Raw genomic sequence first — 14,082 nt, 5'->3', positions numbered from 1 at the left:
ATGTCAACTCTATCGGAAAAGCTCACTCTTAGACGCCAGACCCTGCTAGCAAAAAGTCAGGCAGAACGCATGTTATTGGGGCAGCAGGTCGCGCAGATCAGGCAAACCTTATTACTGGCAGATCTAGGTCTGCAGATCGTCAAAAAAATCAAACACCGTCCGCTGATAGGCTTGGGTTTAATTGTCGCGACCTTTGCGATCAAACCCGCCAGGATGTTGGTCATGCTAAAAACCGGGCTGACGGTTTGGCAAACATGGCAAAATGTTGCGCCGGCATTGAAGCAAATGCAAAACGACGCCGCCGCTAAACAATCTCAATAAAGATCTCCGCCATCACCAGGCCTAGTCACTGAGTTTGGGCACTGAGTTTAGGCACTGAACTAGGTGCTAGGCCTGCGCGCCAAACTCATCCCCTAGCTCTTTACCGCGTGCCGCAGCCGCTTTGATCGCCAGCACGATGCCGGATTTTATCTGACTCTGATCCATGCTAGACAAGGCCGCGTACGTGGTCCCGCCTTTGGAGGTGACCTTTTCACGCAGCGTCGCGATCGGCTCACTCGAGTGCGCAGCCAGTTGCGCAGCGCCTCCAAACGTGGCAAGTGCCAATTGCGTGCCTTGTGCCGCACTTAAACCCAGTTCGACTGCAGCCTGCTGCATCGCTTCCATAAAATAAAACACGTAAGCCGGACCGCTGCCTGAGACCGCAGTCACGGCATCAATCAAACTCTCATCAGCCAGCCAGAGAGTTTCGCCTACCGCTTTCATGATGTCTTCGGCTGCTTGTTTTTGCGCGCCATCCACACCTTCCAAGGCAAACAATCCGGTAATTCCGCGACCTATCAGTGCCGGCGTATTTGGCATACTGCGGACAATTTTGTCATAGCCTTGCAACCAGCGTGAGATGTCGACCGCGCGTATGCCAGCCGCAATCGAAAGCAATAATTGCCCCTTCAGGTAAGGCTGCAACTGCGTCACTACTTCCCGTAAATTTTGGGGTTTGACCGCCAGTATCAGCACATCCATGGCCTCTAAGGAGGCGTCCATTTGCAAGGCAGTCATCACCCCAAATTGCCGCTTCATTTTAGCCAGTGAATCTTGATTCAGATCAACCACATGGATATATTCTGGAACCGTCAATTCCTCCAGCAAGCCACCGATCAAGGCATTCGCCATATTGCCGCCACCAATAAAGCCAATTTTTAATTTATTCTGCATATGTTCTTTTCCCAAAAATCGCGCTACCTATACGCAGCATGGTACTGCCTTCCGCAATGGCTGCATGCATGTCGCCACTCATCCCCATCGAGAGGGTGTCGACCGGCACTCCCTGCTCTAATAAATTTTCTTGCAGCTTACGTAACTGGGCAAACGCAGCTCTTTGCGTCGCCTCATCATCACTCGCCTCCGGTACCGCCATCAAACCGCGCAGACGCAGTCCCGGCATCGCTGCTACAGCACGCGCTAAAGGCAAAACTTGCGCTGGCTCTACTCCGCTTTTACTTTGCTCCGCACTGATATTTACTTGTAGGCAAATATTAATTGCTGGCAATTCGGATGGCCGTTGATCGGATAAGCGTTGCGCGATTTTCTCTCTATCAACAGCGTGCACCCAACTAAAATTCTCTGCAATCTGGCGCGTCTTATTACTTTGTATCGGGCCTATGAAATGCCATTCAAGTTGTAACTCAGGCGCCAGGCGCTGTAGCTCCTGCATTTTCTCGATTGCTTCCTGTAAATAATTTTCTCCAAAGCATACTTGTCCGTTTCTCGCCGCCTCTAATACCGCGCCGGCTGGAAAGGTCTTGGAGACCGCTAATAAGCTGATTTCTTTTGGATCTCGGCCAAATTTATCGGCGCAAGCGCTCAAATCAGCACGCACAACTTGCAAGTTGTCAGAAATTAAGGACATAATCGGGATACTCAGCGCCTACTCAAATATTTTCATCGGAATTATAAATGGACATTTCAGAATTACTGGCATTTTCGGTCAAAAATAACGCCTCCGATCTGCACCTATCTTCAGGTCTTCCCCCCATGATACGTGTACATGGCGATGTCCGGCGCATCAATTTGCCCGCATTGGAACATAAAGATGTACATGGTCTGATTTATGACATCATGAACGATTCCCAGCGCAAGCACTATGAAGAGAATCTGGAATGCGATTTTTCTTTTTCAATTCCTGGTTTGGCGCGTTTCCGTGTCAATGCATTTAATCAGGAACGTGGTGCAGCAGCAGTAATGCGGACCATTCCATCAAAAATTCTGACGCTAGAACAATTAAATGCACCAAAAATTTTTGCTGATTTCGCGCTCAAAGCGCGTGGCTTGGTTTTGGTAACCGGGCCTACCGGTTCGGGTAAATCAACCACCCTCGCTGGCATGGTCAACCACATCAATGAACATGAGTACGGGCATATTTTGACGGTGGAAGATCCGATTGAATTCGTCCATGAATCAAAAAAATGCCTGATTAATCAGCGCGAAGTCGGGCCACACACGCATTCGTTTAACAACGCCTTGCGCTCGGCCTTGCGCGAAGATCCGGATGTGATTTTGGTCGGTGAGTTACGCGATCTGGAAACCATACGTCTGGCCCTAACCGCAGCAGAAACCGGCCACATGGTGTTCGGCACACTGCATACCTCGTCGGCCGCCAAAACCATAGACAGGATAGTCGACGTCTTTCCGGCAGAAGAAAAAGAAATGGTGCGCTCCATGCTTTCTGAATCTCTGCAAGCGGTAATCTCGCAGTCACTGCTCAAAACCAAAGATGGCTCGGGTCGCGTTGCCGTGCATGAGATCATGGTTGGCACACCAGCGATACGCAATCTGATACGCGAAGCAAAAATCGCCCAGATGTATTCTGCCATCCAGACCGGTAGCAATGTGGGCATGCAAACTCTGGATCAAAATTTAACTGACTTGGTGAGACGCAATGTGATCTCCGCCAGTGCCGCGCGCGCTGCCGCCAAGATCCCAGAGAATTTCCCGGGCTAAGCCAAACTTTTACGGTGCGTGCCGCGCAAACCATCGCGGCACGCATCCGTCTTATACAAATACCGCAGCTACCTAGCAACAATAAGGAAGAAAAATGGAACGCGATCAGGCCACCAAATTCATGAACGATCTGCTGCGCCTCATGCTCAGCAAGAATGGCTCAGACTTATTTATCACCTCCGATTTTCCACCCGCTTTCAAAATCGATGGCAAGGTCACGCCAGTTTCAAATCAAGCGCTATCGGCTTCGCACACGGTCGATCTGGCGCGCGCCATCATGAATGATAAACAGTCGGCAGAATTTGAATCGACCAAAGAATGTAATTTTGCGATCAATCCAGCTGGCATGGGGCGCTTCCGTGTTTCCGCCTTTATGCAGCAGGGTAAAGTCGGGATGGTGATGCGTACCATCACCACCGCCATCCCTAAATTTGAAGATCTGGGCCTGCCCGAGCAATTAAAGGAAGTCGCCATGACCAAGCGTGGCTTGGTGATCATGGTCGGCGCCACTGGTTCAGGAAAATCCACCTCGCTGGCGGCGATGATAGGCTACCGCAATGCCAACAGCTACGGTCACATCATCACGATTGAAGATCCAATTGAATACGTGCATCCGCATAATAATTGCATCATCACCCAGCGTGAAGTCGGGATCGATACCGCCGACTGGGGCGTTGCGCTGAAGAACACCTTGCGCCAGGCGCCAGACGTGATACAGATAGGCGAAATTCGTGAACGCGAGACCATGGATTTTGCGATTGCCTTTGCCGAAACCGGACATCTGTGCCTGGCGACTCTGCATGCAAATAGCGCCAATCAAGCACTCGATCGTATCATCAACTTTTTCCCTGAAGACCGGCGTCAGCAATTGCTGATGGATTTATCCCTGAATCTAAAAGCCATCGTGTCGCAGCGCCTATTGCCGCTGAAAGCGAAAAAAGGCCGGGTCGCTGCGATCGAGATCTTGCTCAACTCTCCTTTGATTTCTGATCTGATTTTTAAAGGCGACGTCCACGAGATCAAAGAAATCATGAAAAAATCCGGTGAATTGGGCATGCAGACCTTCGATCAGGCGTTGTTTGATTTGCATGAAGCCGACATGATTACCTATGAAGATGCGCTACGTAATGCCGACTCCGTCAATGAACTACGACTGTCTATCAAATTACGCGGCAAAGAAGCCAAAGGCCGCGATTTATCAGCGGGCACCAGCCATCTGGGCATACTATGAGCGCCTTAGCGTTTAGCGCTGATAATTTGCAAGGGCAGACGGTAGACCTGCAGCAGTATGCCGGCAAACTGGTTTTAATCGTCAATACTGCCAGTAATTGCGGCTTCACACCGCAATACAAGGGCCTGGAGGCGATCTATCAACAGTTTCGCGATCAGGGGGTAGAAGTGCTGGCCTTCCCTTGCAATCAATTTGGTCACCAGGAACCGGGGGCTGCGGATGAAATCGCCAGTTTTTGTGAAAAGAATTACGGAGTGACTTTTCCACTGTTTGCCAAAATTGATGTCAATGGCAAAAATGCTCACCCGCTTTACCAATACCTCAAACACCAGGCGCCCGGTCTATTGGGCAGCGAAGCGATCAAATGGAATTTTACTAAGTTCCTGATACGCCAAGATGGCAGCGTCTACAAACGCTATGCACCGCAGACCACACCGGCAGAATTGATTTCCGACATACAGAGCTTGCTGTCGCTATGAAATAAATTCGGAGCACCCCGCCATGGCGCATATTCCATGCGCCTGTCCGGCCATACTGCCCCGCAGCCCGCATGGGATATGCGTCTTCAGCCTATGCTTAGTTTATTTTTTAGCGCAATCGCCTAGCAATTGCACTGATGCCCTCCTGTTTGAGCGATGCACAAACATGACTGCGGTTTGCACAAAAGCCCAGTCTATGTTCTAATTTGCAACCCAGTTGCAAATGCACGAAAATTCGAGGTTTAAAATTCATCCCACGCTCATCTCCATCCTCCTTGCCACCGCCATTGCTGGCGTGTTGAGCATTTCCGCAGCCGCCATTTTTTCCTTTTCGCTGCTCTCCAAAATGGTAGAGCGCATGGTCAGCCTATCGGTGGGGATCATGTTATCGACGTCTTTACTACATGCCTTACCAGAGGCATTTGAGTCTGGCACCGATCCGCGCTCGTTGTTTGCCTGTTTATTGGGCGGCTTGCTGGCCTTCTTTTTACTAGAAAAATTTGCGATTTTACGTCACTCTCACCATCATGAAGGCGATGGACATCATCATGAACACGGTCATGATGCGCATGAGGCTGGCAAGGCTGGCTGGATGATTTTGGTCGGTGATGGCATGCACAATTTCACCGACGGGATACTGATAGCCGCTGCCTTTCTGGCTGACCCAAAACTAGGCTTAGTGACCGGCTTAGCCATCATCGCCCACGAAATCCCGCAAGAAATCGGCGACTTCATTGTCTTGCTGAATGCCGGATTTTCACGCACCCGGGCGTATATCTACAATCTCATTTGCAGCCTGATGGCGGTGGTTGGTGGCGTGCTCGGCTTTTACATGCTGGAGGATGCCAGCAATCTGATTCCCTACGTCCTGGTATTTGCCTCATCCGGCTTCATTTATATCGCCGTCAGCGATTTAATGCCGCAAATGCAAAGACGCGCCACTTTACGCGAAACCGTGCCGCAAATTGGCCTGATCGCCTGTGGCGTCATTTTAGTGCTGTTCGTAACTGGACACCACTAATTGTAGAGATAGGGGCTGCTCGCTCACGCAGCGCCCCCGGCAGACTTAGCTCCCTAGCGCAACTGGTCGCTCTGCGTGCGCGCACCATTCACTCCATGAACCTGGATATAAACTAGCACCGGACAGGCCCGCCACTTCCAAAGCCAGTAGATTATGGCAAGCAGTAACACCCGAGCCGCACTGCATGATGGCCTTACTGCTATCAGTCAGCAGCGCGCTCCATTCTTGCTGCAATTGCTGGGCAGATTTAAAACACCCATCGGCTTGCAAATTATCTTTAAAAAAACGATTCTTGGCGCCGGGAATATGTCCACCGACCGGGTCCATGCTTTCGTTTTCACCACGATAACGATCCGGTGAGCGTGCATCGACCACCAGTTTTGCCGCAGTATCTAGATTCGCGAGCACTTGCTCAACACTGACCTGGCTAACCAGGCTAGGCAGCGCTTGGATGGCGCCAGGCGCGCTCTGCGGTGAGTTTTGAGTCAGCGCTAAGCCCTGCTTGCTCCACGCCGCTAAGCCGCCATCTAAGACCGCCACCGCGGCATGTCCAACCCAGCGCAACATCCACCACAGTCTGGCCGCATACATGCCACCGTGCGCGTCATAGGCGATCACCTGAGTATCCTCATTAATGCCCCAAGCGCGCAGACATTGAACGAATTGCTCTTTATCCGGCAGCGGATGGCGGCCTTTAAAACTACCGTCGGCCGCCAATTTACTGCCAGATAAGTGCTGATCCATATGGGCAAATTGGGCGCGCGGTAAATGTCCGGCAGCATAAGCGCTCAGCCCAAGACTGGCGTCCATTAAATCGTGCCGGCAATCAAGAATGACGCTGCTCGGCTGCTCGATGATGCCGGCTAATTGCGTCGCAGATATTAAGGTCGTATACATTCAGGCTCCCATTTTGAAATTCAGTTGGTCAAAAAAAGTGCAGCTAAGCTTTGCCACAAAATACACTATGCGGTACATCAAGACAAATTTTTCGCCGCGCAAACTTAACTCAGTGGAAGACAGCAACGCACCGGGTCTTGTAGCTAGGCGCGGCTAGCGTCTTATTCAGAAAGTATAGAATCAGCCGCGACTTTAGGCCTTATGCCGCGATGATTATAATAAGTGGCGAGCACGCCACTGGCGAGTATCACCACGATGCCTAACCAGCTCATGAGATCCAAGGCGTCGTTCCAAATCAACACATCCCAAATACTCGAAAAAATAATCCCGACATATTGTAAATTCGCAGTCACCAGGGTATTCCCTAAACGATAGGCGCGCGTCATGGCGACTTGGGCACTGGCTGCAGTTAGTCCTATCACCAATAGCAACAGCACGCTGTGCGTTTGATGCGGCTGCCATGTCTGTGAATGTGGCGCTGCGCCGATTAAACCACTCAACATGGTTCCGACCAGACCAGCGACCGCACAACTAGCAGAAAAATAGAAAACCACGCGCGCCTCAGGCTCGCCCATCAAGCCCATCTGACGCACCTGCAAATAAGCGACGGCAGCCAACATGCCTGAAATCAGGGCAATGATGCCGCCCATGATTTGGTCGGCATGCATAACCGGACGTAACAGCAAAATCACACCGACAAAACCACAGGCGATCGCCAATAATAAACCCGACTCTAGTTGCTGCTGCTTTTTTAGATAAGCGCCACCGCACAAAATAGCCGCCAGCCATATTGGTGACATGTAATTGAGCGTGACCGCCATCGCCAATGGCAAGCGAGCTATCGCGTAAAACCACAACCAGAGCGCGGCGACACCTATTGCGCCACGCCATAGGTGATGTCCGAACATGCGAGTACGCAAAGTTTGCCCCTGCCAGTACAGCAAAGCGAGCATCAACAACATGCCTATCACGCCACGATACGCCACAATTTCGGCGGTACTGTAATAGGAAGAGGCCAGCTTAACGCACACCCCCATGATAGAAAACAATAAACTCGCCAGTAACATCCACAAAGATTGCATATTCCTCGCCCAAAAAAAAAGGAGCGCAACGCTCCCCTTACGATCTTAAAATTCTATTTTTCTTCGATACCATTCGTGGAAATGCTGCATGCCATCTTCCATCGGCGACTGGTACGGACCGACTTCACTGACTCCACGATCAAACAAGGCCTTACGCCCGCTATCCATACGTATTCCTATTTCATCGTCTTCTATGCAAGTTTCCATATACGCGGCGCGTTCGGCCTCGATAAACTCGCGCTCAAACAAGACGATTTCTTCCGGATAATAAAACTCAACAACATTTTTTGTTTTACCGGTCTCAGTCGGCCACAAGGTAGAAACCACCAGCACGTGCGGATACCATTCGACCATAATATTGGGGTACAAGGTCAACCAAATCGCGCCATATTTCGGCGCTTCGCCATTGCGATATTTTAAGACCTGCTCTTGCCAGGCGCGATATTTTTCCGAGCCCGACTTGAGCAAACCATTGTTCACGCCCACCGTTTGCACGCTGTAATCTTCGCCAAACTCCCAGCGCAAATCATCACAGGTGACGAAGCTACCCAAGCCAGGATGAAAAGGCTCAACATGATAATCTTCCAGATAGACTTCAATAAAAGTCTTCCAGTTGTAATCACATTCATGCACCTCGACGTGATCTAGCAGATACCCACTAAAATCAATATCTTGAGTGACGCTGAGTTGCGCCATTTTATCCATGACGTTGTAACCATTCTGCTCGAACAACAGCCCATTCCAGTTTTGCAGTGGGGTCTTAGAGAGGTTCAGACAAGGCGTATCAGTGAAGTGCGGCGCACCTATCAATTCACCTTTTAAGTCATAGGTCCAGCGATGCAGCGGGCAAACAATGTTTTGTGCATTGCCGCGGCCAGTGGTGCCAGGGCCGCCAAACATCAAGGCCTGGCGATGACGGCAGACGTTCGACATGAGCTCTATGCCTTGCGCACTGCGCACCAGCATGCGGCCCTCATTCTCGGAAACCAGCGTAGCAAAGTCGCCGACATTGGGCACCATCAATTCATGGCCGACATAACGCGGGCCAGATTGGAAAAGTTGCGTGATTTCGCGCTGCAATAACGCTTGATCAAAATACACGTGAACCGGAAGTTGCGCGTCAGAACGCGCGAGTTTGGAAAAAGAAGCCAGATCGGACATCCCCACCCCCCAAATTAATTTACACCAACCTAAAGGAGAAAGAATCCATAAATACCAGTTTTCTTATGAACCAGGAACGCTCGTAAGAAAATTCAAAAAAACTTGAAGAGGAAATTTTGGACAGAACCCAGCATTATACCCGAATCGAAAATTTACGTTCACGCCCAGATCAAGCCTTAGCCATTTTCCTAGGTTTTACCGAGAAAATCCTGCTGCTCCAAATTCGGTTTTCTAACGCAGTGTGCAAATTTTAATAGCCAGTCCAAAAGCTAGAAATTTCCACCACCTGATTTTCCTGAATAGCTCAAGTCGTAACAAATGCTTACATTGATAGAGATTAAAACCACACATCGAGGCATACCCCTGATTTTTAGTGAATTTAGTCTAATTTCAAAAATCTTGATTTATTTATGACCCATCTAGCAGTAACAAATGAATATAGAGATTTTTCAGGGCAATTATTTTCCAGAGCATAAACGAAAAAATAATTCTTTTTACACAAGCCCACACCTTGCTCAAAAAATAAGCACGAGCTATCTTTTATTTTATTAAAAACGAGTTAAGGGAGAGTTTGCAAAGGGTGAGGATAAAAGCCCTGTTTCATTTCAAATAATAAATAACTATACGAACGAGACAAAAAATGAATAAGCAATTTTTTAAAAAAGTCGCTGCACTAGCTCTTAGCACCGCAATCTTACCGGCCACGGCATGGGCTGGTACTTACACTGCCACAAAATACCCCATCGTTCTGGTGCATGGCCTGTTTGGATTCGACAATATTGGACCTGTAGAATATTTTTATGGTGTCTCCTCTGCCCTAAGAGCTGACGGCGCCAAGGTCTACACCACTCAGGTGGCCGCCGCCAACAGCACAGAAGTGCGTGGCGAGCAATTACTCCAACAAGTCAAACAAATCATCGCCGTCACTGGCAGCGGAAAAATTAATTTAATCGGGCATAGTCATGGGGGCCCGACCGCGCGTTATGTGGCATCGGTCAGGCCAGATCTGGTGGCATCAGTCACCTCCATCGGTGGTGTCAATCGCGGCTCTAAAGTCGCTGATTTCTTAATGGGTATAGCACCAGTAGGCTCACTCAGCAACGCCGTCATCGTCTCAATTACCAATGGGCTGGCGACGGTTATCAACTTTTTATCCGGCGGCAAAGGCTTAACTCAAAATTCTCAAGCCGCGGTTAACTCTTTGAGCACTGCTGGCTCCTTGAAATTCAATGCGGCCCATCCTGAAGGCGTGCCTACTAGTAGCTGTGGTGAAGGTGCCTATCAAGTCAATGGCGTAGCGTATTTCTCATGGAGTGGAGCCAAGCCATATACCAATGCATTCGATATTCTAGATCCGGCTTTGGCACTGACCTCCTTAGCCTTTGGCTTTGAAAAAAATGACGGTCTGGTATCAAGCTGTTCTTCGCATTTGGGTAAGGTAATTCGCGATGATTACGCAATGAACCATTTAGATGAAGTCAATCAAACGATAGGTCTGGTGAATATTTTTGAAACCAATCCGCTAACACTATTTCGCCAGCAAGCGAATCGCTTGAAGAATCTAGGACTATAAATATTAGGTAGAAGGTTTCAAAGAAAAGTTAAAAGAAACTACACCGGAACAATTCATTCATGAAAAGCAAAAAAATTGGTTTTACTTTGCTGACGTCAATCCTAGTGCTTGGCGTCGCATCTTTTTTGTATTTAACATCGGCACCAAGCGACACCGATACAGATGCCAAGGCCGAGAAAAAATCCCTACCGAATAAGGATATGTTTTCTTTCGTCAAATCGATGCAGGGGACGCACGCTGATGGCGCGGCAAACCAAACTGGCGATACGCTAACAATCGATGTAGAGCTGAGGCGTATGTTTGACTACTATCTCGCCGCTATCGGAGAGAAAAATCTGTTAGAAATACGCTTAGAAATCGAAAAAGAACTCGACAAATCTTTAGGCACTCAGGCGGCCATGCAAGCCAAAGAAGTGCTGGCACGTTATTTAAGCTACAAGCAAGATTTAGTTGTACTGGAAAATACCCCAAATCTGGCAGGTCGTAGCACCAAGGCCATGAAGCTAAGACTACAAGGCATGCAAAATTTACGTTCCCGTTATTTCAATCAAAGCGAAAATACCGCCATGTTTGGCGCCGATGACGCTTACGATACCGATGCCATCGCTCGCTTCGAAATCAGCGAAGACAGCACACTGAATGAAGCACAAAAAACCGTCAAATATCAGGCTTTAGATGCAGCCATGCCGAACGCCTTGCGGGAAGAAAAAGAGGCTCCATATAAAATCTTACGCCTAGCGGAAAATGTAGCGCAACTCCGTCAACAAGGTGCCAGTGACGACGAAATTTATCGTATGCGAGCGGCGAATACATCGCCCGAGGCCGCTGCCAGACTGGCCGCGCTTGATGTGGAGGAAGATCAATGGAAAAACCGCATTGCCGCGTATTTACAAGAGCGCAAACAATTACTGGACATTGGCAAAACAAATCCTAGCGCTTCGTCTTTAAACGAATTACAAATCCTACGCGACAAAAGCTTTAACTATATCGAACAGAAACGTTTGGCAGCCTATGAATAGGCAATACCGCTATTTTTAGGAGGGGTGAAAAATTCGAGATGATCGCTAAGAATAGCGATTCGTTGACAAGAAATCTGACAATTGCTTACTTCTAGAACAGGTTTAAAAATTTATTCTGACGCCACTTCTTCTTGCACTGGCAGCTCGTCCAGTGCTTCCACCAAGGCACGATCAACCACTTTATCTAATACCAGAATTTGCGCGCGTCGCTCTCGGAAACTTTGTTCCAATTCTTCGGTCGAGACCGAGAACGATTTCTCTTTTTGACTCGAAGTAAAGATGTACAAACTGCGCATAGGGCTAACCCAAGCCAGTCTGACATTATGTGTGCTGTCATCCTTGCGGGTAAATTGCAGCCAAACTCCGCGTTCAAGACTGGCGACGATGCCAGTAAAATCATCGGCCGCGATTTCAGCTGGCTGCCCAGCCTCCTCTTGCGCACGTTTTTCCAAACGACGCTCGGCCGCCTGCTGGGCGACTTCTACCGCGATTTCCAACTGACGTTCTGGGGTCAAATCTAAGGGAGCACGAACGATAGAAGCGTGGCACTCCGCCAACTCTGAAAAGAACTGTAGTTGATCAGACTCTTCCCATTTAATCAGACTCAACCATTTATTTAGTCGCACCAAGATAGTCGGCAAGCGACTCACCATTTCTTGACGTTCTTCCAAATTAATTTTTGGCTTCACGCTCCAAATCAGATCATCCATGGTCTTAATTGCGTCTGCCACCGCTTGCGGTTTATCGTCCTTAACGCTGTAGGCAAGCGTCAATACTTTGATCCAGCGATTTTCGAGAAAAGTTTCCACAAAAGCCAGCACTTCTCCGGTGCGTACACGCAGAGCGACTTCATTTTTTGCAGCGTAATTAGCCTGTTTGAATTTTTCTTTTTTCAGCGCCTGTGTAATCGGCAGCTGCAAAGCCTGTTCGTTTTCTGCTTCTTCTTTTGCGACGTATTTTTCCAGATCAGCAACGACACTATCAAAGGTATCAACTTGCTGATCAAACTCTCTTTGCACGCGACTGACGTTCTCCTTCATCGCCAGGTATAAAGGGTCGCTCTGGCCTTTATCCTGATCGATAGAAACACTGTGCTTGGACAGCAGGTCGATCAGGCGCCGTGCCGGATGCGCATCATGAAAGAAAAATTCTTTATCCATCAAGGCGGCCTTCAATACCGGCACCTGCAATAGAGAAATCAGTTCTTTAATCTGAGTAGGAATATCTTGGTTGCGAAATACAGTGTCAAATATTTTTGAGAGTAAATCTAGCGTATGCTTTTCGACGCCATTATTTGCCAACTCTGGCATCTGCTCGCGTATCTGCGATAAACGCATAAATTCTTGCGTACCAGTGGCCATTTGAGAAATGGCCATATTTTTTTGCAGATCAGCTAGATATTGGAATAGTTTGGTATCCACAGCACGGGATACCTGCACCTCTGCGCCAAATTGTGGGGCGCCGAAATGATTCTGCTCGGAGCCGGAATGTAGGGCTTGGTTGGCCGAAAAATATTTCCTCAGCTTTTGCGCGACATGACTATTTAGAGTCTCAGTTTCTGCTTCAGCTTCAGTTTCAGTTTCGCTATCGACTTTGGCCTTTACACTGCTGGTGGTTTTCTTGACGCGATACGATTCCTGCAAATCAGGCAAAATACCCTGACTTACCAAAGTTTCATTGAGCGCGCGATAGATGGGTGCCAACTCAAACAGGATGTCGGTACGTAGCAAGGAGAAAATTAAATGATGAGCAGCGGAGTCGGGGATGAATTCACACCAGACGGCTTGCATGGTCTTTAGGAAAATATCTGGACGAAATGGATTTTGCGCAATTCCGACGCTATCACAGTCCATTAATTTTGCCAGTCGCATATTCAGCGCAGTGAGCTCCTCAGCACAGCCTAACTCTAGGGTTCGACTTACCCGCGCTAAGGCCAGCTTGGTATCCATTTCTTCGTAGCTGATCAAAGTCAAGGCAACATCTGGCTGGTTAAGCAAAGATTCTGTCTTGGTTTGTAAGGCCTCTATCTCTTTACGAAAATTCGCTTCTATTGCCGCCGAAGCAAGGTAATAAAAAGAGTAGCCATTTTGTTTAAGTAACTGGCCTGCGTGAAAACTCAGGCTAGCTTCTTTAGAATCATTCGATTGCTCTGAGGCTGCCAGTAAGGCGTTCGCCAATCTAGCTAAAAACGCATCGATTTGCGCGACTGTCATATGCGTTGCCTGTTGCATCAAGACGTGCCAAATTTCCGCCGGTGTCTTTAACACTCGCGGATGAATTTCAGCTGAGATACCACTCGGTTTTTTAGTTGAGGTCGGTAACATAATGACACTTCTTCACGCTTACTTGCAACGATGATTAATTTACAAAATTGCCTTTAAAATCAATTAGCTTACAGCTTTACTATACTACGCAAAACGGGTTTCTCGAATTTGACTTTACTATATACGAATAATTTCCACATGGAAACGCTTGTATCACAATTTTCACTTCTTTACAGCACTATTTTAAGTATTATCGCTGTATTGCCCTGATGCAAAAAGCCAAGAAGTGTAACCACTTGTAAAGCCTAGTGGAAACATATTTTTAGCACAATACAAAAAATATCAAGAGAAAAAC

14 protein-coding genes are annotated in these 14,082 nt (G+C 48.4%); 7 read left to right on the top strand and 7 right to left on the bottom strand.

Annotation, left to right across the window (positions count from 1 at the left end; translation table 11 throughout):
• Positions 1–321, top strand: coding sequence for a YqjK family protein (locus EJN92_RS13380; RefSeq protein ID WP_126128290.1), 321 nt, complete (start codon positions 1–3; stop codon positions 319–321).
• Between the two features lie 66 nt (positions 322–387).
• Here the strand turns inward: EJN92_RS13380 and proC are convergent, their stop codons facing one another.
• Positions 388–1,215, bottom strand: a complete 828-nt coding sequence (gene proC / locus EJN92_RS13375; RefSeq protein ID WP_126128289.1) for a pyrroline-5-carboxylate reductase — start codon at positions 1,213–1,215, stop codon at positions 388–390.
• On the bottom strand, positions 1,205–1,909 hold the full coding sequence (locus EJN92_RS13370; RefSeq protein WP_126128288.1) for a YggS family pyridoxal phosphate-dependent enzyme: 705 nt from the start codon (positions 1,907–1,909) through the stop codon (positions 1,205–1,207). The genes proC and EJN92_RS13370 overlap by 11 nt, the downstream gene beginning before the upstream one ends.
• Before the next feature lie 47 nt (positions 1,910–1,956).
• Between EJN92_RS13370 and EJN92_RS13365 the strand changes: the two genes are divergently transcribed.
• From EJN92_RS13365 to EJN92_RS13355, 3 genes are all read left to right on the top strand, one after another.
• Positions 1,957–3,000 (top strand): type IV pilus twitching motility protein PilT, encoded by a 1,044-nt coding sequence (locus EJN92_RS13365; RefSeq protein WP_126128287.1) that lies wholly within the window; start codon positions 1,957–1,959, stop codon positions 2,998–3,000.
• Between the two features lie 94 nt (positions 3,001–3,094).
• A complete protein-coding gene (locus tag EJN92_RS13360; RefSeq protein ID WP_126128286.1) occupies positions 3,095–4,231 on the top strand; it encodes a PilT/PilU family type 4a pilus ATPase in 1,137 nt (378 codons plus the stop codon).
• Positions 4,228–4,710, top strand: coding sequence for a glutathione peroxidase (locus EJN92_RS13355; protein WP_126128285.1), 483 nt, complete (start codon positions 4,228–4,230; stop codon positions 4,708–4,710). The genes EJN92_RS13360 and EJN92_RS13355 overlap by 4 nt, the downstream gene beginning before the upstream one ends.
• A gap of 249 nt (positions 4,711–4,959) precedes the next feature.
• On the opposite strand, the gene EJN92_RS22010 is transcribed toward EJN92_RS13355, so the two are convergent.
• Positions 4,960–5,094 (bottom strand): hypothetical protein, encoded by a 135-nt coding sequence (locus EJN92_RS22010; RefSeq protein WP_265415630.1) that lies wholly within the window; start codon positions 5,092–5,094, stop codon positions 4,960–4,962.
• Between EJN92_RS22010 and EJN92_RS13350 the strand changes: the two genes are divergently transcribed.
• A complete protein-coding gene (locus EJN92_RS13350; RefSeq protein WP_407701558.1) occupies positions 5,030–5,731 on the top strand; it encodes a ZIP family metal transporter in 702 nt (233 codons plus the stop codon). The genes EJN92_RS22010 and EJN92_RS13350 overlap by 65 nt on opposite strands.
• A 45-nt stretch (positions 5,732–5,776) precedes the next feature.
• Here the strand turns inward: EJN92_RS13350 and EJN92_RS13345 are convergent, their stop codons facing one another.
• From EJN92_RS13345 to EJN92_RS13335, 3 genes are all read right to left on the bottom strand, one after another.
• Complete coding sequence (locus EJN92_RS13345) at positions 5,777–6,628, bottom strand: sulfurtransferase (protein ID WP_126128283.1); 852 nt, start codon at positions 6,626–6,628, stop codon at positions 5,777–5,779.
• A gap of 161 nt (positions 6,629–6,789) precedes the next feature.
• On the bottom strand, positions 6,790–7,710 hold the full coding sequence (locus EJN92_RS13340) for a DMT family transporter (protein WP_126128282.1): 921 nt from the start codon (positions 7,708–7,710) through the stop codon (positions 6,790–6,792).
• Between the two features lie 45 nt (positions 7,711–7,755).
• A complete protein-coding gene (locus EJN92_RS13335) occupies positions 7,756–8,871 on the bottom strand; it encodes an aromatic ring-hydroxylating oxygenase subunit alpha (protein ID WP_126128281.1) in 1,116 nt (371 codons plus the stop codon).
• A 640-nt stretch (positions 8,872–9,511) separates the two neighbouring features.
• On the opposite strand from EJN92_RS13335, the gene EJN92_RS13330 reads away from it, so the two are divergent.
• Together EJN92_RS13330 and EJN92_RS13325 are read left to right on the top strand one after the other, a co-directional pair.
• The gene (locus tag EJN92_RS13330; RefSeq protein WP_126128280.1) at positions 9,512–10,444 is read left to right on the top strand and encodes a lipase family alpha/beta hydrolase; all 933 of its coding nucleotides are present in this window, start codon (positions 9,512–9,514) and stop codon (positions 10,442–10,444) included.
• Positions 10,445–10,503: 59 nt separating this feature from the next.
• Positions 10,504–11,463 (top strand): lipase secretion chaperone, encoded by a 960-nt coding sequence (locus EJN92_RS13325; RefSeq protein ID WP_126128279.1) that lies wholly within the window; start codon positions 10,504–10,506, stop codon positions 11,461–11,463.
• Positions 11,464–11,573: 110 nt separating this feature from the next.
• On the opposite strand, the gene EJN92_RS13320 is transcribed toward EJN92_RS13325, so the two are convergent.
• Positions 11,574–13,787, bottom strand: a complete 2,214-nt coding sequence (locus tag EJN92_RS13320; RefSeq protein ID WP_126128278.1) for a DUF1631 family protein — start codon at positions 13,785–13,787, stop codon at positions 11,574–11,576.
• Between the last annotated feature and the right edge of the window lie 295 nt (positions 13,788–14,082).

The sequence above is a fragment of the Undibacterium parvum genome (genome assembly GCF_003955735.1).
Lineage (GTDB): Bacteria > Pseudomonadota > Gammaproteobacteria > Burkholderiales > Burkholderiaceae_D > Undibacterium > Undibacterium parvum.
The sequence above is the reverse complement of the archived record's forward strand: the minus strand, read 5'-3'. Positions and strand labels throughout refer to the sequence as shown.

Bases quoted from the DNA above. Each gene is read 5' to 3' on its own strand.
- EJN92_RS13380 (WP_126128290.1), top strand. From the start codon at position 1: ATGTCAACTCTATCGGAAAAGCTCACTCTTAGACGCCAGACCCTGCTA.
- proC (WP_126128289.1), bottom strand. From the start codon at position 1,215: ATGCAGAATAAATTAAAAATTGGCTTTATTGGTGGCGGCAATATGGCG.
- EJN92_RS13370 (WP_126128288.1), bottom strand. From the start codon at position 1,909: ATGTCCTTAATTTCTGACAACTTGCAAGTTGTGCGTGCTGATTTGAGC.
- EJN92_RS13365 (WP_126128287.1), top strand. From the start codon at position 1,957: ATGGACATTTCAGAATTACTGGCATTTTCGGTCAAAAATAACGCCTCC.
- EJN92_RS13360 (WP_126128286.1), top strand. From the start codon at position 3,095: ATGGAACGCGATCAGGCCACCAAATTCATGAACGATCTGCTGCGCCTC.
- EJN92_RS13355 (WP_126128285.1), top strand. From the start codon at position 4,228: ATGAGCGCCTTAGCGTTTAGCGCTGATAATTTGCAAGGGCAGACGGTA.
- EJN92_RS22010 (WP_265415630.1), bottom strand. From the start codon at position 5,094: ATGATCCCCACCGATAGGCTGACCATGCGCTCTACCATTTTGGAGAGC.
- EJN92_RS13345 (WP_126128283.1), bottom strand. From the start codon at position 6,628: ATGTATACGACCTTAATATCTGCGACGCAATTAGCCGGCATCATCGAG.
- EJN92_RS13340 (WP_126128282.1), bottom strand. From the start codon at position 7,710: ATGCAATCTTTGTGGATGTTACTGGCGAGTTTATTGTTTTCTATCATG.
- EJN92_RS13335 (WP_126128281.1), bottom strand. From the start codon at position 8,871: ATGTCCGATCTGGCTTCTTTTTCCAAACTCGCGCGTTCTGACGCGCAA.
- EJN92_RS13330 (WP_126128280.1), top strand. From the start codon at position 9,512: ATGAATAAGCAATTTTTTAAAAAAGTCGCTGCACTAGCTCTTAGCACC.
- EJN92_RS13325 (WP_126128279.1), top strand. From the start codon at position 10,504: ATGAAAAGCAAAAAAATTGGTTTTACTTTGCTGACGTCAATCCTAGTG.
- EJN92_RS13320 (WP_126128278.1), bottom strand. From the start codon at position 13,787: ATGTTACCGACCTCAACTAAAAAACCGAGTGGTATCTCAGCTGAAATT.